Source organism: Kitasatospora herbaricolor (genome assembly GCF_030813695.1).
Lineage (GTDB): Bacteria > Actinomycetota > Actinomycetes > Streptomycetales > Streptomycetaceae > Kitasatospora > Kitasatospora herbaricolor.
On sequence record NZ_JAUSVA010000002.1, the window covers coordinates 6,060,944 to 6,082,255 of the forward strand.

The 21,312-nt window shown below is 72.7% G+C and carries 17 protein-coding genes; 12 read left to right on the forward strand and 5 right to left on the reverse strand.

All coding sequences use genetic code 11. The annotated features are described in order from the left end of the window. Window positions 1-187: 187 nt before the first annotated feature. From J2S46_RS26785 to J2S46_RS26795, 3 genes are all read left to right on the forward strand, one after another. Window positions 188-1,516 carry an ammonium transporter gene (locus J2S46_RS26785; RefSeq protein WP_191292639.1) on the forward strand — a complete coding sequence of 443 codons (1,329 nt, stop codon included), beginning with the start codon at window positions 188-190 and terminating at the stop codon, window positions 1,514-1,516. After that, window positions 1,516-1,854, forward strand: coding sequence for a P-II family nitrogen regulator (locus tag J2S46_RS26790; protein ID WP_073925993.1), 339 nt, complete (start codon window positions 1,516-1,518; stop codon window positions 1,852-1,854). Before J2S46_RS26785 ends, J2S46_RS26790 begins: the two co-directional genes overlap by 1 nt. 106 nt (window positions 1,855-1,960) lie before the next feature. Continuing rightward, on the forward strand, window positions 1,961-4,417 hold the full coding sequence (locus tag J2S46_RS26795; RefSeq protein ID WP_191292640.1) for a [protein-PII] uridylyltransferase: 2,457 nt from the start codon (window positions 1,961-1,963) through the stop codon (window positions 4,415-4,417). 136 nt (window positions 4,418-4,553) lie between these two features. On the opposite strand, the gene J2S46_RS26800 is transcribed toward J2S46_RS26795, so the two are convergent. The 4 genes from J2S46_RS26800 to J2S46_RS26815 are packed head-to-tail and all read right to left on the reverse strand — an operon-like array spanning window position 4,554 to window position 11,831. After that, window positions 4,554-5,843, reverse strand: a complete 1,290-nt coding sequence (locus J2S46_RS26800) for a pentapeptide repeat-containing protein (RefSeq protein WP_307351408.1) — start codon at window positions 5,841-5,843, stop codon at window positions 4,554-4,556. A gap of 16 nt (window positions 5,844-5,859) precedes the next feature. Continuing rightward, window positions 5,860-10,671, reverse strand: a complete 4,812-nt coding sequence (locus tag J2S46_RS26805; RefSeq protein ID WP_191292642.1) for a putative T7SS-secreted protein — start codon at window positions 10,669-10,671, stop codon at window positions 5,860-5,862. Between the two features lies 1 nt (window position 10,672). After that, complete coding sequence (locus J2S46_RS26810) at window positions 10,673-11,302, reverse strand: hypothetical protein (RefSeq protein ID WP_191292643.1); 630 nt, start codon at window positions 11,300-11,302, stop codon at window positions 10,673-10,675. Further along, on the reverse strand, window positions 11,295-11,831 hold the full coding sequence (locus J2S46_RS26815) for an SseB family protein (protein WP_191292644.1): 537 nt from the start codon (window positions 11,829-11,831) through the stop codon (window positions 11,295-11,297). The genes J2S46_RS26810 and J2S46_RS26815 overlap by 8 nt, the downstream gene beginning before the upstream one ends. A gap of 208 nt (window positions 11,832-12,039) precedes the next feature. Between J2S46_RS26815 and ffh the strand changes: the two genes are divergently transcribed. Further along, window positions 12,040-13,608 (forward strand): signal recognition particle protein, encoded by a 1,569-nt coding sequence (gene ffh / locus J2S46_RS26820; RefSeq protein WP_073925989.1) that lies wholly within the window; start codon window positions 12,040-12,042, stop codon window positions 13,606-13,608. Window positions 13,609-13,676: 68 nt separating this feature from the next. After that, a complete protein-coding gene (locus J2S46_RS26825; protein ID WP_191292645.1) occupies window positions 13,677-14,231 on the forward strand; it encodes a GNAT family N-acetyltransferase in 555 nt (184 codons plus the stop codon). A 189-nt stretch (window positions 14,232-14,420) separates the two neighbouring features. On the opposite strand, the gene J2S46_RS26830 is transcribed toward J2S46_RS26825, so the two are convergent. After that, complete coding sequence (locus J2S46_RS26830) at window positions 14,421-15,134, reverse strand: class I SAM-dependent methyltransferase (protein WP_191292646.1); 714 nt, start codon at window positions 15,132-15,134, stop codon at window positions 14,421-14,423. 315 nt (window positions 15,135-15,449) lie between these two features. On the opposite strand from J2S46_RS26830, the gene proS reads away from it, so the two are divergent. From proS to rplS, 7 genes are all read left to right on the forward strand, one after another. Then, on the forward strand, window positions 15,450-16,862 hold the full coding sequence (proS, locus tag J2S46_RS26835; protein WP_191292647.1) for a proline--tRNA ligase: 1,413 nt from the start codon (window positions 15,450-15,452) through the stop codon (window positions 16,860-16,862). A 384-nt stretch (window positions 16,863-17,246) separates the two neighbouring features. Continuing rightward, on the forward strand, window positions 17,247-17,825 hold the full coding sequence (locus tag J2S46_RS26840) for a hypothetical protein (RefSeq protein WP_073925985.1): 579 nt from the start codon (window positions 17,247-17,249) through the stop codon (window positions 17,823-17,825). Between the two features lie 402 nt (window positions 17,826-18,227). Next, window positions 18,228-18,659, forward strand: a complete 432-nt coding sequence (gene rpsP / locus J2S46_RS26845; protein ID WP_073925984.1) for a 30S ribosomal protein S16 — start codon at window positions 18,228-18,230, stop codon at window positions 18,657-18,659. Between the two features lie 2 nt (window positions 18,660-18,661). After that, window positions 18,662-18,901 carry an RNA-binding protein gene (locus tag J2S46_RS26850; protein WP_030306741.1) on the forward strand — a complete coding sequence of 80 codons (240 nt, stop codon included), beginning with the start codon at window positions 18,662-18,664 and terminating at the stop codon, window positions 18,899-18,901. Between the two features lie 136 nt (window positions 18,902-19,037). After that, entirely contained in the window at window positions 19,038-19,643 is a 606-nt protein-coding gene (gene rimM / locus J2S46_RS26855) for a ribosome maturation factor RimM (RefSeq protein ID WP_191292648.1), read from the forward strand. 56 nt (window positions 19,644-19,699) lie between these two features. Next, window positions 19,700-20,518 (forward strand): tRNA (guanosine(37)-N1)-methyltransferase TrmD, encoded by an 819-nt coding sequence (gene trmD, locus J2S46_RS26860; protein ID WP_191292669.1) that lies wholly within the window; start codon window positions 19,700-19,702, stop codon window positions 20,516-20,518. 153 nt (window positions 20,519-20,671) lie between these two features. After that, window positions 20,672-21,022, forward strand: coding sequence for a 50S ribosomal protein L19 (gene rplS, locus J2S46_RS26865; RefSeq protein ID WP_190213005.1), 351 nt, complete (start codon window positions 20,672-20,674; stop codon window positions 21,020-21,022). Window positions 21,023-21,312 lie beyond the last annotated feature (290 nt).

Sequence of the window (21,312 nt, forward strand, 5' to 3'; positions counted from 1 at the left end):
TTCTGTCATGGCACGGCCGTAGTTCACGTCGGCGTAACCCACACGTTCACGTCGTCACGGGTGCGAAACACCGAGCCGCATCGGCCGAAACCGGACTTCGACACTCTCCTCTTCATCGCCGACACCCCGGGTGGCACGGGACAGGTATCCCGCGGGTGGAGCGGCATTCATTTACGAGGAGACGCCGATGCCGGACGGCTTCAGCGCAGGCGATACCGCCTTTGTGCTCATCAGTGCGGCCCTGGTCATGTTGATGACCCCGGGCCTGGCCTTCTTCTACGGGGGCATGGTCAGGGTCAAGAGCACGCTCAACATGCTGGTCATGAGCTTCATCTCGCTGGCCATCGTCACCGTGCTCTGGGTGCTCTACGGCTACAGCCTGAGCTTCGGCCCCGACGCGGGGGCCGGCCTGATCGGCAACCTCGACTTCCTGGGGATGCAGGGCATCGGCCTGAACGACCTGACCGGCACCATCCCGGTCACCACCTTCGCGGTCTTCCAGCTCATGTTCGCGATCATCACCCCCGCGCTGATCAGCGGCGCGATCGCGGACCGGGCCAAGTTCGGCGCCTGGGCCCTGTTCATCGCCCTCTGGGTGACGCTGGTCTACTTCCCCGTCGCGCACTGGGTCTTCTTCTTCGACAAGGGCAACGGCGGCTGGCTCGGCGACCGCAACGGCGTGATCGACTTCGCCGGTGGCACCGCGGTGCACATCAACGCCGGTGTCGCGGGCCTGGCGCTCTGCCTGGTGCTCGGCAAGCGGGTCGGCTTCAAGCGTGACCCGATGCGTCCGCACAGCCTGCCGCTGGTGATGCTCGGCTCCGGCCTGCTGTGGTTCGGCTGGTTCGGCTTCAACGCCGGCTCCGCGCTGGCCGCCAACGGCGTCGCCTCGATGGCCCTGATCAACACCCAGATCGCCACCGCCGCCGCGGTGCTCGGCTGGCTGGTCTACGAGAAGCTCAAGCACGGCGCCTTCACCACCCTCGGTGCGGCCTCCGGCGCGGTCGCCGGCCTGGTCGCCATCACCCCGGCCTGTGGCTCGGTCAGCCCGCTCGGCTCGATCGCCATCGGCCTGATCGCCGGCGCCGCCTGCGCCGCCGCGATCAGTCTCAAGTACCGCTTCGGCTTCGACGACTCGCTCGACGTGGTCGGCGTGCACGCCATCGGTGGCGCCATCGGCTCCCTCCTGGTCGGCCTGTTCGCCACCGGCACCGTCGGCCAGACCGCCAAGGGCCTGTTCTACGGCGGCGGTTTCGACCAGCTCGGCAAGCAGGCGATGGGCGTGGCAGCGGTCGCCGTCTACTCCTTCGTGGTCTCCTGGCTGCTCGGCCAGGCGATCCACAAGACCATCGGCTTCCGGGTCACCGAGGACGTCGAGGTGGCCGGTATCGACCAGGCCGAGCACGCCGAGTCCGCGTACGACTTCAGCGCGATGGGCGCCAGCCTGTCCCGCGCCACCCCGGCTCCCGCCGGGAAGACCGAGAAGACCGCCGAGAAGACCGAGGTTGGCGCCTGATGAAGCTCATCACCGCGATCATCAAGCCGCACCGGCTGGACGACGTGAAGGCCGCACTGCAGGCCTTCGGGGTGCACGGTCTGACCGTCACCGAGGCGAGCGGCTACGGCCGTCAGCGCGGCCACACCGAGGTCTACCGGGGCGCGGAGTACACCGTCGACCTGGTGCCGAAGGTCCGCATCGAGGTCCTCGTCGAGGACGACGACGCCGAGCAGCTCATCGACGTCCTGGTGAAGGCCGCCAGGACCGGCAAGATCGGTGACGGCAAGGTCTGGAGCGTCCCCGTGGAGACCGCCGTCCGGGTCCGTACCGGGGAGCGCGGGCCCGACGCCCTCTAACATTCACATCGATCACTCACGCGGACCTGCGGCCGGCCACCGGCCGCAGGTCCGCTGACGGCATATCAGGACCGAGCACCGCCGGACGACGGATGGGGATCCCGAAATGACCAGCGAAGCCAGCCCTCCCTCCTCGCCCGCCGCCGGACCGGACGGGCCCGTCGCCTACGCGGACGCCCGGGCCCGGCTGCTCGCCGACCCCGCCGCCTCGGGCAGCGGTCGCCGGGCCGCCCTCGCCGGGCTCACCGACCGCTGGCTGGCCGGCCTGTTCGCCGGGGCCGGCGCCCCGGCGGGCGTCGCACTGGTCGCGGTCGGCGGCTACGGGCGCGGCGAACTCTCGCCGCGCAGCGACCTCGACGTCCTGCTGCTGCACGAAGGCCCGGTCGACAGCGCCCTGCCCGAGCGCATCTGGTACCCCGTCTGGGACGCCGGCGCCTCCCTGGACCACTCCGTCCGCACCCTCGCCGAGGCCCGCACCGTCGCCGCCGAGGACCTCAAGGCCCAGCTCGGCCTGCTGGACGCCCGGCACATCGCCGGCGACGCCGCCCTCACCGCCTCGCTGCGCTCCGCCGTCCTCTCCGACTGGCGCGCCACCGCCTCCACCCGCCTCCCGGAGCTGCAGGAACTGGGCGCCGAGCGGGCCGAGCGGCACGGCGAGCTCTCCTTCCTGCTGGAACCCGACCTGAAGGAGGCCAGGGGCGGCCTGCGCGACGTCGTCGCGCTCAACGCGATCGCCGCCTCCTGGCTGGCCGACGCCCCCCGCGACGGTCTGGAGGCCGCCGCCCGCCGCCTCAGCGACGTCCGGGACGCCCTGCACCTGACCACCGGCCGGGCCACCGAACGGCTCAGCCTGCAGGACCAGGACCAGGTCGCCGCTACCCTCGGCGTGCTCGACGCGGACACCCTGCTGCGCCAGGTCTACGAAGCCGCCCGCACCATCACCTACGCCGGCGACGTCACCTGGCGGGCCGTCGAGCGGGTGCTCGCCGCCCGCTCCACCCGGGGCCGGCGCTCCTCCCGCCTGTCCTTCCCGTTCACCGGGACCGGCCGCGGCTCCGGTGCGGTCGCCCGCGGCGCGGTGGAGCGCCGACCGCTCGCGGAGGGCGTGGTCGAGCAGGACGGCGAGGCCGTTCTCGCCCAGGGCGCCCGCCCCGCCACCGACCCGGTGCTGCCGCTGCGCGCCGCCGCCGCGGCCGCCCAGGCCGGCCTGACCATCTCCTACGCGACCGTGCGGCGGCTGGCCGCCGAGACCAGGCCGCTGCCGGTGCCCTGGCCGGACGAGGCCCGCGAGCAGCTCGTCACCCTGCTGGGCGCCGGCGAGGCCTGCATCCCGGTCTGGGAGGCCCTGGAGGCCGAGGGCCTGATCACCCGGCTGCTGCCGGACTGGGAGCGGGTCCGCTGCCGCCCGCAACGCAACGCCGTGCACCGCTGGACGGTCGACCGGCACCTGGTCGAGACGGCGGTGAAGGCCGCCGCGATGACCCGCCGGGTGGCCCGCCCCGACCTGCTGCTGGTCGCGGCGCTGCTGCACGACCTCGGCAAGGGCTGGCCCGGCGACCACTCGGAGGCGGGCGAGGTGATCGTCCGGGACGTCGCCGTCCGGATGGGCTTCGACGCGGCCGACACCGAGACCCTCGCGGTGCTGGTGCGCCACCACCTCACGCTGGTCGACACCGCGACCCGGCGCGATCCGGACGACCCGGCCACCGTCGACCTGATCACCAAGGTGGTCGGCACCCTGTCGCACCTGGAACTGCTGCACGCGCTGACCGAGGCCGACGCCACCGCGACCGGCCCGGCCGCCTGGAGCAGCTGGCGGGCCTCGCTGGTCGACGACCTGGTCGGTCGCGCGGCCGCCCAGCTCACCGGCGGCTATCCCTTCCCGGCCGACGTCGAGCCGACCGCCGAGGAGGAACGCCTCGCGGTGGAGGCGGCCCGCACCGGCGGGCCGGCGTTGTCCCTCCACGCCCAGAGCAGCCAGGACTCCTTCGCCACCGAGCCGATGGGCGTGGACCTCACCCTGGCCATCCCGGACCGCCCCGGCCTGCTGGGCACGGTGGCCGGCGTCCTGGCCCTGCACCGGCTGACCGTCCGGGCCGCCAGCCTGCGCGAACTCGACCCGATCGGGATCGGGGCCGTCCTGCTGATCTCCTGGACGGTCACCGCCGAGTACGGCGAGCTGCCCGAGGCCGCCCGGCTCCGGGCCGACCTGCGGCGCGCCCTGGAGGGTTCGCTGGACGTCGCCCGCAAGCTCGCCGAGCGCGATGCCGCGGCCCCGCGCCGGCGAGGCATCAGCACCCCGCCGCCGGTGGTCTCGGTCGCCCCCGGCGCCGCCTCGGCCACCGCCACCGTCCTGGAGGTCCGCGCGCACGACGCCCCCGGCCTGCTGCACCGGATCGGCCGCGCCCTGGACGACGCCGGGGTGCGGGTGCGCACCGCCCACATCTCCACCCTCGGCGCCGACGCCGTCGACGCCTTCTACGTCACCGACCCGGCCGGCCGGCCGCTGTCGGCGCAGCGCGCGGCGGAGGTGGCGACGGGGATCCAGGCGGCGCTGGGGTGACGGCGGCGGATCGACGATCCGCCGCCTGCGCTCTCCGCGCGGGTTCCCGGCCCGCCGTCGTGCGCGGACGCCGCCCGGGCCGGGCGCCGCGGCGTGCGCTCCGGCCGGGATTCCGCTCCGACCGGGTCAGGCCGGGTCAGGCCGGATCCTCCCGCTCCGCCCGGCCGATCGGCTCCGCCCGGCCGAAGCCGAAGAAGGTGTCGACGGTGACCGCGCCGGCGAGGGCGCCCGGCGGGAAGCGGCAGTCCAGCAGGCTCGCCCCGGTGAAGTCGGTGCCGGTGAGCGACGCGTCCCGGAAGTCGCAGCCCTGGAGGGCTGCGCCGACGAGCCGGGCCCGGTCGAGCCGGGCGTCGCGCAGGTCGATCCTGCCCCGCACCCCGCTCAGATCGGCGTCGGTGAGGTCGGCGCCGGTGAAGTCCGCGTCGATGACCTTGGCCCTGCGCAGGTCGGCGCCGGTGAGGTCGGTGCCGCGGGCGGATGCTTCGTGGAGGATGGCGCCGTGCAGGTCGGCGCCGTGGAGGTCGAGGCCGTCGAGGGGGGCGTTGCGCAGGTCGCGCCGGCCGAGTGCCGGGTCGAAGGTCTCCTCGGCGTGGGGGAGGGTGGCGAGGGCGTCCTGCCAGGGGCCGCCGGTCCGGGCGATCTCCACCGCCTCCCGGAGGGCTTGGCGGCCCTCCGGGGTCTGCCACCGGGCCCGCCGCTGCCCGGACGACGAGGTGGTGCCGATGCTGCCGTGGAGCGGGGGCAGCAGTGGCCTCCCGCCGTCCGCCCGGGGCTTCTCGTCCCCGGACCTCTCGTGCCCGGGCTTCTCGTCCTCGTCCTCGGCCTTGTTCTCGTCCTCGTCCCCGGCGAAGGCGCCGAACGAGGCGCCCACGGTGATCGCGCCGGTCAGGTCGGCGCCGGCCAGGTCGGCGCCGTGCAGATTGGCACCGGTCAGGTCGGCGCGCACCAGCGACGCCCCCCGCAGGTCGCCGCCGACCAGCACGGCGTCGACGAGCCGGGCCCCGTCCAACTGCGCGTCGCGGAAGGTCGCCTGACCGGACGCCTCGCCTAGGTCGGCCCCCGACAGGTCGGCGCCGGTGAAGTCCGCGTCGTCGAAACCGGTTCCGCGCAGGTCGGCGCCGGTGAGGTCGGTGCCGCGGGCGGATGCTTCGTGGAGGATGGCGCCGTGCAGGTCGGCGCCGTGGAGGTCGAGGCCGTCGAGGGGGGCGTTGCGCAGGTCGCGCTGGCCGAGTGCCGGGTCGAAGGTCTCCTCGGCGTGGGGGAGGGTGGCGAGGGCGTCCTGCCAGGGGCCGCCGGTCCGGGCGATCTCCACCGCCTCCCGGAGGGCTTGGCGGCCCTCCGGGGTCTGCCACCGGGCCCGCCGCTGCCCGGACGACGAGGTGGGCCCGAACACGCCGAACAGATCGGGGAAGTCGGAGCTGCTCACGGTCTGTGCCTTTCGGTCAGGATCCCGGGGGCCAGGCGTGGTACGGAGGCGTCGTTCCGTGCCCGATGCCGTACAGGAACCGGTTGAGCCTGCCCAACTGCCCCTCGGTGGCGGCCTGGTACTTCTTGAGGATCTGGACGTCCCGGTCGGTGAGTTCCTTGTTGAAGCGGAACTCGTCGTGGAGCGCCTTCTTGACGTTCAGCAGGCCGTCGCGTGCCTGCTGGAGGTCGCTGATGTGGGAGAAGGGCGTGCCGTCCGGCTTGCGGGCGACCACCTCGCCGGCCGCCTCGCGCCTGGCGGCATTGTAGTGGTTGTGGTTGGGGGTCCCGTTGATCTCGCCGATCGGGTCCTTCATCAGATTGTGGAACTTCTCGATGGCGTCCTTGGCGCGGTCCGAGAGCTTGCAGGGGGCGAGACCCAGGGGGTCGGCCCAGGTGTGCGGATTCTGGATGTAGGCCTGGGGGTTGGGGGCGGCCGCAAGCCCGAGCGGATCGAGGGTCGCGTAGCGGGCCGTGATCGGGTCGTAGTAGCGGTGGAGGTTGTAGTGGAGGCGGGTCTCGGGGTCGTAGTACTGGCCCGGGAACCGCAGCGGTGTCGTGGTGCCGGGGCTGTCACTGCGCTCGGTGGCACCCCAGAGCGTGGTTCGGGCCTGCCACGCCGGGGTGCCGTCGGGGTTGAGCAGGTGGGTGGGGGTGCCGATCAGGTCGGTGACGACGGCGAAGAAGCGGCGGTCGACCTCTTCCTGGGGCGCGTCGGGCAGCAGGATGTGCTCGGTCTGGGCCAGCGGGCGGAGTCCGTCGTGGTCCCAGGTCAGGGTGTACGGCCCGGGCAGCGCGGGGCCGTGCGCGGTCTGCTCGGCGAGCGTGCTGCCGTCCCAGGTGAAGTCCGTCCACTCGGCGACGGTGACGCCGTCCTCGGCCAGGCGCCGCTTGGCGATCCGCCGGCCGAAGGCGTCGTAGAGGTACTGCCAGCGGGTGCCGTCGGGGGTGGTGACCTCCGTGAGGCGGTCCTCGGCGTCCCAGATGTAGTGCCAGGTGTTCGTCCGGCCGGAGAGGGTCACCTGGCGGCGGACGGTGATCCGGCCCTGGCTGTCGTGGTCGTACCGGATCCGGCCGGCCGTGCTGATCAGGGTGCCCCGGTAGGTGCGCGGGCCGCGACCGCTGTCGTGGCGGCCGTCGGGCCACTGGGCGTCGGTGATGTTCCCGGCCGCGTCGTAGGCGTACCGCTCGGTCCAGTTCGCGGCGTGGACGGCGGTCACCCGGCCGGCGTCGTCCAGGTCGAAGCTGCGGGCCCCGTCGTGCAGGTCGGAGACGCCGGTCAGGTTGCCGTCGGCGCGGTAGGTGTAGGCGCGGTGCTGCAGGGCGCGGGCGGACGAGGTGACGGTCTGCGAGGTCAGCCGGTGGACGCTGTCCCAGGTGTGGCTGAGGGTCAGGCCGGGGCCCAGCCGGCGGCCGGTCTCGCGGCCGAGTGCGTCGTGCTCGAAGCCGAGGACGTGGCCGGAGGCGGTCAGCGAGGCCGGGCTGCCCGCGGCGTCGTAGCTCCAGCCGCTCTCGGCGCCGGACGGTGTCCGGCGACGGGAGCGCCGGCCGAGCACGTCGTACTCGGTGCTCAGGGTGCGGCCGTTGACGCTCTCCGCGACCACCTGCCCCAGCAGGTCGTAGCGCCGGACCAGGGCGACCCCGGGGCTGTTCGCGCTCGTCAGCCGGCCCGCCCGGTCGTAGCCGTAGGTGGTCCGCCGTCCGGCGGCGTCCTTGACCGAGAGGTTCCCGACCAGGTCGTAGCGGTAGCCGATCGTCTCGCCCAGGCTGTTGGTCCGGCCGGTGACCCGGCCGGCCGGGTCGTGGGTGTACCTGATGGTCCGCCCGTTGAAGTCGGTCTCGGCCGTGACCCGGCCGGCCGCGTCGTGCTCGTAGCTCCAGGACAGGCCCTGCGGGCCGGTCACCCGGACCAGCCGCAGCTCGCTGTCGTGCGTGAAGGTGTGGCGGGCGCCGTCCGGGCCGGTCCTGGCGGCCAGCAGGTCGAAGTGGGAGTACTCCATCGTCGTCACGGCGCCGCCGTGGTCGGTGTGGGTGAGGGTGTTGCCCTCGCCGTCGTACGTCCAGCGCTCGACCGAGCCGTCCGGGGTCGTCCTGGAGGTGAGCAGGCCCTCGACGGACCAGGTGTACCGGGTGGTGTTGCCGAGGGCGTCGGTGATCGCGGTGGGCCGGCCGAAGCCGTCGTGCAGGTACGCGGTCCGGCCGCCGAGCGGGTCCACGCTCTCGGTCAGGAGGCCGGCGGCGTTGCACCGGAGCGTCGAGACGTGGCCGAGCGCGTCGGTGATCCGCGAGGGGTTCCCGCTCGCGTCGAACCCGAAGCGGGTGGTGGCGCCGGTCGGGTCGGTGAGCGTCGTGCGGTTGCCGGCGGCGTCGTACGACTGGCGCCAGGTGGTTCCGTCCGGCTCCATGACGGCCAGCGGGAGGTTCAGGTCGCCGTAGCTGACCAGGGACTGCGTCCCGTCCGGGCGGGTGGCGGTCGCGGGGTTGCCCGACTCGTCGTAGGTGAGCGTCACGGTCGCGCCCAGCGGGTCGGTGACCGACAGCCGGCGGCCGTGCCGGTCGTAGGTGTACTGGGTGGTGGCGCCCAGCGGGTCGGTCTCGGCGACGATCCGGCTCCCGCCGTCGATCAGGTAACGCCGGGTGTGGCCGAGCGAGTCGGTGGCGGCCGTGATCCGGTGCCCGCTGCCGGGATCGCGCTGGTCGTAGTCGTAGTGGTACCGCAGGTGCCCCTCGGCGCCGCCCTGGTCGACGCAGCGGTCGAGGTGGTCGTACGCGTAGGCGTAGCGGGAGCCGTTGCGGTCGGTCCAGGCGGTCATCCGGCCCGCGGCGTCGTAGTCGAAGCGCTGCGGGAGCCCGGAGGAGTTGGTGACACGGGTCAGACGGCCGTCGGTGTAGCCGTACCGGACGATCTCGGTGTCGCCGCCGTCGGGCCCGGCCCCGGCGAGGTGCAGGGCGGTGATCCGGCCGCCCTCCACGGTGAGCTTCACGTGGTACCCGCCGTGGTGGCGGATCGACACCGGAGCCCCGGCGTCGTCGTGGTCGAGGGCGATCCACCGGCCGGCCCGGTCGCGTATCTCGCTGAGCAGCGCCGTGCCCGGGTCGTCCGGCTCCGGGAGGTAGGTACGGGTCAGCCCGGACAGCGGGTCGGTGGCGCGGTAGCCGCCCTCGGTGTCCAGGACGAGCGGCCAGCGGGAGCTGCCGGAGACCGGCAGGGTGGCGACACCCGGTACGGGGTGCGGGTAGACCAGCATGCCGCCGTCGGGGCGGAGCAGCAGCACGCCCTCGGCGTCGACGACCAGGCGCTCGTCGGCCGTGCAGGCCCAGGTCGGGCCCATCCACAGGCCGGACCGGTAGGCGGAGGTGTGCGAGCGCTCGAAGAACAGGGGGAGCGAGCCGGGCAGCCGCAGGTCGGTCTGCCGCAGGAACATCTGCCCGGTCGCCACGTCGACCGGGTCGCCGCAGCCCTCGACCTCGTTCGGCTTCCTGGCCTCCTTCGACGGGTTCTCCGCCGCGTCCCTGGCCGCCTGGCCGGCGTCCTTGCGGGCGGCGTTCTCGGCCGCGTCCTTGGCCGCGTTCTTCGTGGCGTTCTCGCCGACGTCCTTGGCCGCGTTCTCGGCGACGTTCTTGGAGGCGTTCAGCGCGACGTCCTCCGCGACCGCGCCCGCCTCGCCGGCGCCGCCGGTGGCCACGCCGAAGGCGACGTTGGTGGTGAGCTTCCCGAAGGCCTCGAAGGGGTCGGAGCTCCAGCCGGACCCGACCACGGCCGAGAGCAGCTCCATCGGATGGTTGGAGGCGTGCAGCAGTCCGGCGGCCGTGGTGGAGACGTGATCGGCGTACTGGGCGGGGTGGGTCAGGTTGTACGGGTCCATCGGGTTCAGCCCGCGCCCGAACTTGACGATGTCCGCCGCGCCCTTCACCAGGCCGCCGGCCAGGTGGAGCTGTCCGACCATCGCGCCCTGGAAGGTGTCGGAGAGGTCGTCGCCCATCCTGGACGTGAAGCTCGGCTCGGCCGGCGCGGTGGCCGTGGCGGCGTCGACGGCCGCCTGGGCGGTGCCGGCGGCGGTGTCCCGCTGACCGCGCGCGGCGCGCAGCTTCTCCTGGGCCTGCTTGAGCCCCGCCACGCCCGGGTCCTGGAACTCGCCCGGATCCGCTGGCCGCGGGCCCGGGTCCTTGCCGTCCTGGGAGGCCTTGTTCCAGTCCCGGGCGGCCTGGTTGTAGCGGTCGACGTTCTTGTTGTACGAGTCGCGGGCCTGTTCGGAGGCCTTCTTGGCGGCCTTGTACAGGTCGATGGCCTGCTGGGCCTCGTCCTGCGCCCAGCTGACGGTGTGCGCGAAGCCGTCCATCGCGTCGGCCGCCGCCCGGCAGGCGTCCGCGGCGGTCAGCCAGAGCTTCGGCTGCGGGGCGAACTTCGCCCGGAAGGCGTCACCGGCCGCGCCCTTCCAGTGGTCGGCGTCCAGCCGGGACAGGCCCTGGCCGGTCTGCTCGAAGGCCGCCTGGAACTTGCGCAGGTGCTTGACCGACTCGCCCAGTCCTTTGACGTCCCCGTGCACCAGGTCCTTGGGGTCGTCGGACTCGCCCAGCTGGTACTCCCCGACCTGGGCGCCCAGCGAGTCGGCCACCGAGTCGCCGAAGGAGTCGACCGCGTGGGCGGCGTCGTGCAGCCCGACCGCGTCCAGCCCGTCGCCGAGCAGGTGCGCCCCGCCGTCGACGGCCGAGCCGACCGTGCTCTTCACCGAGTCGATGCCGTCCTCGAAGGCGTCCCCGACGCCGTCGACGAAATCCCCGAAGCCCATCTCAGCCCCCGCTGTCCGGCCGCTGCTGCGGCACCACCTTCGTGCCGAACAGGTCCGTCTGCGCCTGCTCGTACTCGTCCCCGAGACCCGCCAGGCCGGCGGCCTCGCGCCGGATGCCCATCGGGCCGTCCATCATGTCCCGGCCCTCGGCCTGCCAGGTCTCCTTCATGTGCTCGCCGGCCTTCGCGGCGGACTCCGCCGAGTAGTCGGCGTCGCGGACCTGGGTGTACGGATTGTCGGAGAGGGTCTTGCCCCAGGACTGCGCCTCGACCTGCTCCTGGGTGAGGTCCGGGTTGCCCATCGCGGCGTTGACCACGTCCTTGAACGTGCCCGACACGTACTGCTCCTGGTCGTGGTACAGCCCGGCCGACAGGCCCAGGCGCAGCGCGATCTCGTTGCCGTCCTGGACGACGGTGCGCACGCCCCAGGCCCAGCGCTCGGCGAAGGCGGCGAAGGAGCCGTGCAGGCCCGCGTGCCCGATCTGCATCCCGGAGAGCTCGATGTTGGAGAAGCCGCGGCCCACCTCGGCGCTCTCGTCGATGCCGAGCGTCTTCAGCTCCGCGATCGCGCCGTTGATGCCGTCGGCGGCCATCTTGAGGGCCTGCGGGTCCACCGCGTAACTGTCAGCCACGGCCGTCCTCCCCGGCGAGGTCCAGCGCGGCCGCGTCCGGCACGATCCCCGCCATCGGCGGGAGGAACGCGGGGGCCGGGCCCGCCACGTCCAGCACCACGCCGGTGGGCACGGGGGCGGCCGGGACGGCGACGTCCAGCAGGCGCGCGCCGTAGACGGTGACGTAGGGCCACTCCCGGCCGGCGCTCGCGTCCCGTCGCTGTGCGAAGCGGGCCAGCGCCGCCTCACCGGTGAAGGCGTGGAGCCAGCGGATCCCGCCGCTCTCGGCCGCCCACCAGCCGCCGTCCGCGGTGACCGGGACCAGCACGGCGCTGCGCCGGAATTCCCCGATCAACGCCGCCGGGTCGTACTCGGTCGTGCCCAGCTCGGCGGCCCTGGCCGCCAGCGCCGCGTTGCGCGGCGCCCTGCTCCCCGTGGCCGCCGGATTGGCCGCCGGAGCCGGTCCCTCGTCCGGGCCGGCGCTCCCGGAGGGTCCGCCCGTCGACGGACCGCCGCTCGAATCCCCGCCGCCCGATGGCCCGGCGCTCATGAATGCTCCCCCTGTGACGCAGGCATGACGGCACCGACCGTAGCCAAGCGCGGGCGGTCGCGGAACCTCGCTCGGGTAAAGAAACCGCCCGCCCGGGCAGCCCGTCGGGCCGCTCCGCCACCGGGGTGGAGACCGTACCCGGGGCGGCCGGATACCCTGGGGGCGACGACCGTACCCGTACCGATGCCGCAAGGGACCCGCGACCGACGTGTTCGACACTCTTTCCGATCGCCTCGCAGCGACGTTCAAGAACCTCCGGGGCAAGGGCCGCCTCAGTGAGGCGGACATCGACGCCACCGCCCGCGAGATCCGGATCGCGCTGCTCGAAGCGGATGTCGCGCTCCCCGTGGTGCGGGCCTTCATCAAGCAGGTCAAGGACCGGGCGCTCGGCGCCGAGGTCTCCGGCGCGCTGAACCCCGCCCAGCAGATCATCAAGATCGTCAACGAGGAGCTCATCAACATCCTCGGCGGCGAGACCCGAAGGGTCCGGTACGCCAAGACCGGCCCGACGGTGATCATGCTCGCGGGTCTGCAGGGTGCCGGTAAGACCACCCTCGCCGGCAAGCTCGGCCACTGGCTGAAGTCGCAGAAGCACACCCCGCTGCTGGTCGCCTGCGACCTCCAGCGTCCCAACGCCGTGAACCAGCTGACCGTCGTCGCCGAGCGCGCGGGGGTGGCGATCTACGCCCCCGAGCCGGGCAACGGCGTCGGCGACCCGGTCAAGGTCGCCCGCGACTCGATCGAGTACGCCAAGCAGAAGCAGTACGACGTCGTCATCGTCGACACCGCCGGCCGGCTCGGCATCGACGCCGAGCTGATGCAGCAGGCCGCCGACATCCGGGCCGCGGTCAACCCGGACGAGGTCCTCTTCGTCGTCGACGCGATGATCGGCCAGGACGCGGTCACCACCGCCCAGGCCTTCCTCGACGGCGTCGACTTCACCGGCGTGGTGCTCTCCAAGCTCGACGGTGACGCCCGCGGTGGCGCCGCGCTCTCGGTGGCCCACGTCACCGGCCGCCAGATCATGTTCGCCTCGAACGGCGAGAAGGTCGACGACTTCGACGCCTTCCACCCGGACCGGATGGCCTCGCGCATCCTCGGCATGGGCGACATGCTCAGCCTGATCGAGAAGGCCGAGCAGACCTTCTCCCAGGCCGAGGCCGAGAAGATCGCCTCCAAGCTCCAGGGCGGCGGCAAGGACTTCACGCTCGACGACTTCCTGTCGCAGCTGGAGCAGGTCCAGAAGATGGGCTCGATCTCCAAGCTGCTCGGCATGCTGCCGGGCATGGGCCAGATCCGCGAGCAGATCAACAACATCGACGACAAGGACGTCAACCGCGTCGGCGCGATCATCAAGTCGATGACCCCGGCCGAGCGGACCGACCCCAAGCTCATCAACGGCTCGCGCCGGCTGCGCATCGCCAAGGGTTCGGGCGTCGGCGTCGGCGAGGTCAACAACCTGGTCGAGCGCTTCTTCGAGGCCCGCAAGATGATGTCCGCGATGGCCTCCGGCAAGGGCATGCCCGGCATGCCCGGCATCCCGGGCATGGGCGGCGGGGCGAAGAAGTCCGGCAAGAAGGCGCAGCCCGCCAAGGGCCGCAAGAAGTCCGGCAACCCGCTCAAGCGTGCGCAGGAGGAGCAGGCGGCCGCCGAGCGCCGCGCGCTCGGCCCCGGCGCCGGCCAGCAGGCACCGGCCCAGGGCGGGGCCTTCGGGCTCGGCGCGGGCAAGGGCCCGGCCGACTTCGAGCTGCCCAAGGAGTTCAAGGACCTCCTCTGAGCGTCCCCGGGCACTGAGCCCCGGCTGCGGCCCGCCACCCGGTACCACCCGGGTGGCGGGCCGCACGCATGACCGAGGCCGTGCCCGATGATGGTGGGGTGCGAGTGACGATCCGGGCGCCGAGGCCCGCAGACGTGGAGCAGTACGCCGAGGCCGTCAGGCGGTCCGCCGAGCACATCGGCCGGTGGAACCCGGTGGAACCGGACGGACTGCCCGAGCTGCTCGGGCGCCAGGGCTCCGGCCTGCGGACCTTCCTGATCGTGGACGAGGAGACCGGCGGGCTGGTCGGCAAGTGCAACGTCGCGAACATCGTGATGGGCCGCTTCTGCAACGGCGCCCTCGGCTACGACTCGTACCGGCCCTTCGCCGGCACCGGACGGATGACCGAGGGCATGCGGCTGGTGGTGGACCGCTGCTTCGCCGACCAGTCCACCGGCGGCCTGGGCCTGCACCGGCTGGAGATCAACGTGCAGCCGGAGAACGAGCGCTCCATCGCGATGGCCCGTCGGCTGGGCTTCCGGCACGAGGGCTTCACCCCCCGGATGCTCTACCTCGGCGGTTCCTGGCGGGACCACGAGCGGTTCGCCATGACGGCCGAGGAGTGGCCGGGGCTGACCCGCTGAGCGGGCCGGGGCCGGAGGCCCGGCGCCGAGCCGCGGCGCCCTTTCTTCGGGCGAGCCCTGGGCGGTCCGCCCGGTCGGCCCCGCCCAGGGCTCGCCCGAGCGCGGCTTGCCTGCGGCCCGGCCTCGCCGGGCCCCGAGGGGGCGCTCGCCGTTCAGCGTGCGCCCCCGAACGGGTGACCGTGCCGGGAATCAGCGGATCCGCTCCGCGACCACGTACCGGAAGACGTTGGCCATCCGCACCGCGCCGCCGGGCAGCAGGTACGGGTGCAGCGCCTCCTCCAGCTCCTTCGCCACCAGCGAGCCGCCGGAGAACTCCACCGCCGCGTCGTACAGGCCGGTGGAGAGCAGCCCGCGGACGGCGCTGTCCAGGTCCGCGTACGCGAACGGGCAGCTCACCCGGCCGCTGCCGGCCGGCCGCAGTCCGGCCCCGGTGAGGAGGTCCTCCAGGCCGCCGGGGGAGCTGAGCGCGAACGGGTCCCGCGCGGTGGTGCGCCCGGCCCGGCGGCGCGCCACGTCCAGGACGGCAGCGCTCTCGCAGCGCTCCGGCGGCCCCCAGGCCGCCAGCACCACATGGCCGCCGGCGAGCGTCAGACCGGCCGCCTCGGCGACCAGCCGGCCCGGTTCGGCGGCCCCGGGGAGCTGCTCGAAAACCGTGACCAGCGAGTAGGCCGTGCGGGGGACGTCGCCGCTCGCCGGACCCGTCCGGCCGGCCGCGCCGACCCGGAGCCGACGGTCCTGGGCGAGCTGCCGCAGCTCGGCGTGCGGCTCCTGGCCGGCCACCTGCGCACCCCGCCCGGAGGCGAGCAGAAGCGCCAGCCCCGACCGGCATCCGAGGCCGAGGACGCTGGTCGCCGGCCCGACCTCCAGCCGGTCGTAGACCGCCTCGTAGAGCGGTACCAGCATTCGTTCCTGGATCTCCGCCCAGTCACGGGCCCGCCCGGGCCCCGGCCCGTGGGCCGCTGTCCGGTCCGCTGCCCGCGGGTGCTGTGCGGTCGTGCCGGTCGCCTGCGCTGAAGCCATCGCGGCCTCCCATCCGGTCCTTCGGTGTCCTGTCCGTGGCTCCCCCAAAGTCCCGCCCCGCCTCAAGCCAACAGCGGCTCGGGCGCGCCGTCCAGAGGGGTACGGGGTGGTATCCGCGCGCCGAGGGCGTGCGCCCCTCCGCCGTCACGGTGCGGACGGATTCGGAAGTGGGGCCGCACTCCCCGTACGATTCGCCCCATGGCAAAGGCACCCGTTCTCACCCCCCAGGCGGACGACTTCCCGCGCTGGTACCAGGACCTCATCAACAAGGCCGAGCTGGCCGACAACGGTCCGGTGCGCGGCACCATGGTCATCCGACCGTACGGCTACGGCCTGTGGGAGCGGATGCAGCAGGAGATGGACGCCCGCATCAAGAAGGCAGGCGCCCAGAACGCCTACTTCCCGATGTTCATCCCGCAGTCCTACCTGACCAAGGAAGCCGAGCACGTCGAGGGCTTCGCACCCGAGCTCGCGGTGGTCACCCACGGCGGCGGCAAGGAACTGGAGGAGCCGGTCGTCGTCCGGCCCACCTCCGAGACCATCATCAACGAGTACTTCTCCAAGTGGGTGCAGAGCCACCGCGACCTGCCCCTGCTGATCAACCAGTGGGCCAACGTGGTCCGCTGGGAGCTGCGTCCGCGCGTCTTCCTGCGCACCACCGAGTTCCTCTGGCAGGAGGGCCACACGGCCCACGCGACCTACGAGGACGCCCGCGCGTACGCCTCGCGCATCCACACCGAGGTCTACGCCGACTTCATGATCAACGTGCTCGGCATCGACGTGGTGCTCGGTCGCAAGACCGCGCGTGAGCGGTTCGCCGGCGCCATCAACACCCTCACCCTCGAGGGGATGATGGGCGACGGCAAGGCGCTGCAGATGGGCACCAGCCACGAGCTGGGCCAGAACTTCGCCAAGGCGTTCAACACCACGTACCAGCTCCAGGGCGCCGAGCGCGAGCACGTCTGGCAGACCTCGTGGGGCGTCTCGACCCGCATGGTCGGCGGCCTGATCATGTCGCACGGCGACGACAACGGCCTGCGCGTCCCGCCGCGTCTGGCGGCCACCCAGGTCGTCGTGCTGGCGATCAAGGGCGACGACGCCGTGTTGGCCAAGGTCCGCGAGATCGGCGCCCAGCTGGGGGCCGCCGGCATCCGGGTCCTGGTCGACGACCGCACCGACACCCCGTTCGGCCGACGCGCCGTGGACTGGGAGCTCAAGGGCGTACCGGTGCGCATCGAGGTCGGCCCGCGCGACCTGGAGGGCGGCACCGCGATGCTGGCCCGCCGGATCCCCGGCGGCAAGGAGCCGGTCGCCATCGACGCCCTGGCGTCGCTGCTGCCGGGCATCCTGGAGGAGGACCAGGCGCTGCTGCTGCGCCAGTCCCGCGAGCGCCGTGAGGCCCGTACGGTCGACGTCTCGACCATCGACGAGGCCGTCGAGGCCGCCGCCACCGGCTGGGGCCGGATCTCCTGGGCCGAGCTGGGCCCGGAGGGCGAGGCCAAGCTGGCCGAGCAGGGCGTCTCGGTTCGCTGCATCGTCGCGGCCGACGGTTCGGTGCCGTTGGCGGACGACCAGGAAGGCAATATCGCGATCGTCGCGCGAGCCTACTGATTCGATTTCGCCGTAGTTACCGGACGGTTTACTTCCGCCCAAGAGGGCTCGGAAGGCCACGGTGGGGGCATCCGTCTCGCCTGTTGACATGCCTACTGACCGGTCAACTGCCGGTATTAACGGAATAGCGGTACGGTGTACGGCCCGTGGCCCTGTCAACTCGACGAGGGCCGCGGGCCGCACGTCTTGGGGCGACAGCCCGCCCCCAGGCGAATGTGACGAGCCCGGCGAACTCCGACGGGCACATACTTGCAGGGGGTTGGTCTTGCGTCAGATCCAGAGCGCGCAATTCGCGCGCTGCCACGCATTCCTGAGAGTTTCCTGGGAATTCCCGGGGAACGGGAACATGCGGAACATCGGCTCGCACTGCATCGTTGGTCTAGCGTGAGCACGACACAGCCCCTCGTCCTCGCGGCCGAACTGGCCGCCGCCTGGAGTGACATCCAGGCCCACCACCAGGATCTCCCCGACCTGGCCTCTCCCGAGGCGCTGATCGGCGAGTCCTCCTCGGCCTGTGGCACCCGGCTCGGTTTCGAGCGGCTGCTCCACGAGGCTGCCCACGGCCTGGCCGCCGCCCGGGACATCCGGGACACCTCGCGGGCCGGCCGCTACCACAACCGCCGTTTCCTGCTGCTGGCCTCCGAACTCGGCCTGGCGCACCCGGTGGAGCCGCACGCGAGCAGCGGCTTCTCCCAGGTGACCATGCTCAAGGAGACCCAGGAGCGGTACGCCGACACCATCGAGCGGCTCGACCGCGCGCTCGGCGCACATCAGGAGGCCGTGGCCGGCGACGGCGCCAACCGTGCCTTCCGCGGGCCGGCCGCACGGCACGGTTCCTCGGGGGGCGGCGTCAGGGTCAAGGCGATCTGCGGCTGCGGCCGTAACGTCCGGGTCGTGCCGTCGGTGCTCGCGCAGGCGTCGATCGTCTGCGGCGCCTGCCAGCAGCCGTTCAAGATTGCGTAGTCAGGGTCCTGGTCGGCCGGAGCCGCTTCCGGTCGGCCAGGGCTTCGTCCGTGCCGGGTCGCTCAGCATCCGGCCGGACCGCGGGCTGCCCGCCCGCTGTCGCGAGGGCCGGTCGCGGCCCTGACGCGTGATGGCGCCCGCCCGGGCCCGCCCTGCTCGGCCCTCGCCCGGCAGCGATCCGGGCCTGTGCCCGGATTGCCCCCGTCGGGCCGTGGCCTTGATCGATCCGCCCTCTGGCAGGCCGACCTGCGGCGGTATGGCACAATTGACAGCTGAGTACTCGGCAGCCGAGCAGGACCCCTCTCTCCTACGGCTGGCGTGTCCCTTGAACGGCCGACCCCCGCAACCCCACGCGGAGTACGCGGCCGCTCACCCACGTCAACTCCAGGAGAATCCACTCCCGTGGCAGTCAAGATCAAGCTCAAGCGTCTCGGCAAGATTCGCGCCCCGCACTACCGCATCGTCGTCGCCGACGCCCGCACCAAGCGTGACGGTCGCGCGATCGAGGAGATCGGCATCTACCAGCCGACCTACGACCCCTCGAAGATCGAGGTCGACAGCGACCGCGCCCAGTACTGGCTGTCCGTCGGCGCCCAGCCGACCGAGCCCGTGCTCGCCATCCTCAAGCTGACCGGCGACTGGCAGAAGTTCAAGGGCCTGCCGGCCCCGGCGCCGCTCAAGGTCGCCGAGCCCAAGGTCGAGGACTTCTCGCACCTCTTCGCGAAGGCCGTCGCCGGCTTCGAGGACAGCACCACCGGTGTTGCCATCACCCCGAAGGCCAAGAAGTCGGACAAGGCCGAGGCTGAGGCCGACGCCGCTTCCACCGAGGCCTGATCGTGATCGAGGACGCCCTCGATCACCTGGTGAAGGGCATCGTCGAGCACCCCGACGAGGTACAGGTGCGTTCGCGCAACCTGCGTCGGGGCAACACCATCGAGGTGCGGGTGCACCCTGATGACCTCGGCAAGGTGATCGGCCGTGGCGGCCGGACCGCGCGCGCTCTGCGCACCGTGGTCGGCGCGCTCGGCGGTCGCAACGTCCGGGTCGACCTGGTCGACGTGGACAGCATTCGCTGACTCCGCAGGTCTGCGGAGTAGGCAGTCTGCTTGAGGCCGGTCGGGACGCTTGTCGTCCCGACCGGCCTTCGTCTTTTTCGCCGGCCGGGTCGAGTCCCGGTGCCCGGCCCGTACCGAACTCAGGAGAGCGATCACCGTGCAGCTCGTCGTCGGCAAGATCGGCCGCGCCCACGGCATCAAGGGGGACGTCAGCGTCGAGGTCCGTACCGACGAGCCGGAGCTCCGGCTCGGCCCGGGGGCCGTGGTGCTGACCGACCCGGCGTCGGCGGGCCCGCTGACCGTCGAATCCGGCAAGGTGCACAGTGGCCGGCTGCTGCTGCGCTTCGCGGGCGTCAACGACCGCAACGCGGCCGAGGCCCTGCGCGGGACGGTCCTGATCTCCGAGGTCGACCCGGAGGAGCGTCCGGACGACCCGGAGGAGTTCTACGACCATCAGCTGATCGGCCTGGACGTCGTCCTGCTGGACGGCACGCCGGTCGGCGAGCTCACCGAGGTCGTCCACCTGCCCTACCAGGACCTGCTCACCGTCACCAAGGCCGACGGCACGGAAGTGCTGGTGCCCTTCGTCACCAGGATCGTGCCGACCATCGACCTGGAGAACCAGCGGGCCGTCATCGACCCGCCGCCCGGTCTGATCGACACGGCGGAGGCCGAGGTCGTGCGTGGCGAGTCCGACGGCGCCGAGGACGGGACCGACGACGGGACCGGTGCCGGTGACCAGGGCGACGAGGGCGACGCATGAGTGAGCCGGCCGGTGCCCCCGAGCCGCTCGGCTCCGCCGGGCCGGTCCAGCACGGGATGCGGATCGACGTCGTCACGATCTTCCCCGAGTACCTCGAACCGCTGAACGTCTCGCTGGTCGGCAAGGCGCGCGCCCGCGGTCAGCTGGACGTGCACGTGCACGACCTGCGCGGCTGGACCACCGATGTGCATCGCACCGTGGACGACACCCCGTACGGCGGCGGTCCCGGCATGGTGATGAAGCCCGAGCCCTGGGCGGCCGCCCTGGACGCCGTGGTGGGCCAGGGACCGGAGGGTGCGGTGCCGACCCTGGTCGTCCCCACGCCCAGCGGGCGCCCCTTCACCCAGGAGTTGGCCCAGGAACTCGCGGCCCGGCCCTGGCTGGCCTTCGCCCCTGCGCGCTACGAGGGCATCGACCGCCGGGTGATCGAGGAAGCGGCCACCCGGATGCCGGTCGTGGAGGCCTCGATCGGTGACTACGTGCTCGCCGGCGGCGAGGTGGCCGTGCTGGTGATGGTGGAAGCCGTCGCCCGGCTGCTCCCCGGAGTCCTCGGCAATGCCGAGTCCCACCGGGACGACTCCTTCGCCCCCGGTGCGATGGCGGACCTCCTGGAGGGCCCCGTCTACACCAAGCCGGCCGAGTGGCGGGGCCGGGTCGTGCCGGACGTGCTGCTCAGCGGCAACCACGGCAAGATCGCCCGATGGCGGCGTGAGCAGGCCTTCGCCCGGACCCTGGCGAACCGGCCCGACCTGGTCGCCCGCTGGCAGAACGGGGCCTTCGACAAGAAGGACCGGGAGGCTCTCAGCATCCTGGGGCTGGCCTGGGACGAGCGGCTCGGCCGATTTCGGTCCCTGGTCGAAGATGTGGAAGAATAGGCGGCTGTTGTCTGTCGCTGGGCTCCTCCCGTAGGAGTCATGTGGACCGGTGCCCCCGCCACGGGGGGATCACCGCCAGCCGTGCGGCCCGCAACGCACCCCATTGTGACGAACTTCCGTGGGCGGCCCGTGGCGCCTGCGATGGAGAGCAACATGAGCAACAAGCTCGCTGCTGTCGACGCGGCATCGCTGCGTACCGACATCCCCGCGTTCCGCGCCGGTGACACCCTGAAGGTTCACGTCCGGGTCATCGAGGGCAACCGCTCTCGTGTCCAGATCTTCCAGGGCGTCGTCATCCGTCGTCACGGCTCCGGCATCGGTGAGACCTTCACCGTCCGCAAGGTGAGCTTCAACGTCGGCGTGGAGCGCACCTTCCCGGTGCACACCCCGGTCGTCGAGAAGATCGAGGTCGTCACCCGCGGTGCGGTTCGCCGCGCCAAGCTGTACTACCTGCGTGACCTCCGTGGCAAGGCCGCGAAGATCAAGGAGAAGCGCGACCGCTGATCCTCCGGTCCCCCCGCCCAGGCGGAGGGGACCAGGACGCTCGACGGGGCTTGCTTGCCGCAAGGTAAGCTCAGCCCCCGATGAGCACGCACGAACCAATCGCGGACCGCGACGGCAGTCCCGCACCTACGGGTGTGGACACGCCGTCGCGGTCCGCGGCTGTTTCTGCTCCGGCGCGCCCCAGGCCGGTCGTCGCCGGGCCGGCGGCTGCAGGGCTTGCTCCGGGGGCCTCCGGGGACGCGCCCGCCGGGTCCGTCATCGAGGCCGAGTCCGAGGCGGAGGCCGAGGCC

Coding starts and splice junctions, on each gene's coding strand:
- J2S46_RS26785 (WP_191292639.1), top strand. CDS start 188: ATGCCGGACGGCTTCAGCGCAGGCGATACCGCCTTTGTGCTCATCAGT.
- J2S46_RS26795 (WP_191292640.1), top strand. CDS start 1,961: ATGACCAGCGAAGCCAGCCCTCCCTCCTCGCCCGCCGCCGGACCGGAC.
- J2S46_RS26825 (WP_191292645.1), top strand. CDS start 13,677: ATGACCGAGGCCGTGCCCGATGATGGTGGGGTGCGAGTGACGATCCGG.
- rplS (WP_190213005.1), top strand. CDS start 20,672: ATGAGCAACAAGCTCGCTGCTGTCGACGCGGCATCGCTGCGTACCGAC.
- J2S46_RS26790 (WP_073925993.1), top strand. CDS start 1,516: ATGAAGCTCATCACCGCGATCATCAAGCCGCACCGGCTGGACGACGTG.
- trmD (WP_191292669.1), top strand. CDS start 19,700: ATGCGGATCGACGTCGTCACGATCTTCCCCGAGTACCTCGAACCGCTG.
- proS (WP_191292647.1), top strand. CDS start 15,450: ATGGCAAAGGCACCCGTTCTCACCCCCCAGGCGGACGACTTCCCGCGC.
- J2S46_RS26815 (WP_191292644.1), bottom strand. CDS start 11,831: ATGAGCGCCGGGCCATCGGGCGGCGGGGATTCGAGCGGCGGTCCGTCG.
- J2S46_RS26805 (WP_191292642.1), bottom strand. CDS start 10,671: ATGGGCTTCGGGGATTTCGTCGACGGCGTCGGGGACGCCTTCGAGGAC.
- J2S46_RS26830 (WP_191292646.1), bottom strand. CDS start 15,134: ATGCTGGTACCGCTCTACGAGGCGGTCTACGACCGGCTGGAGGTCGGG.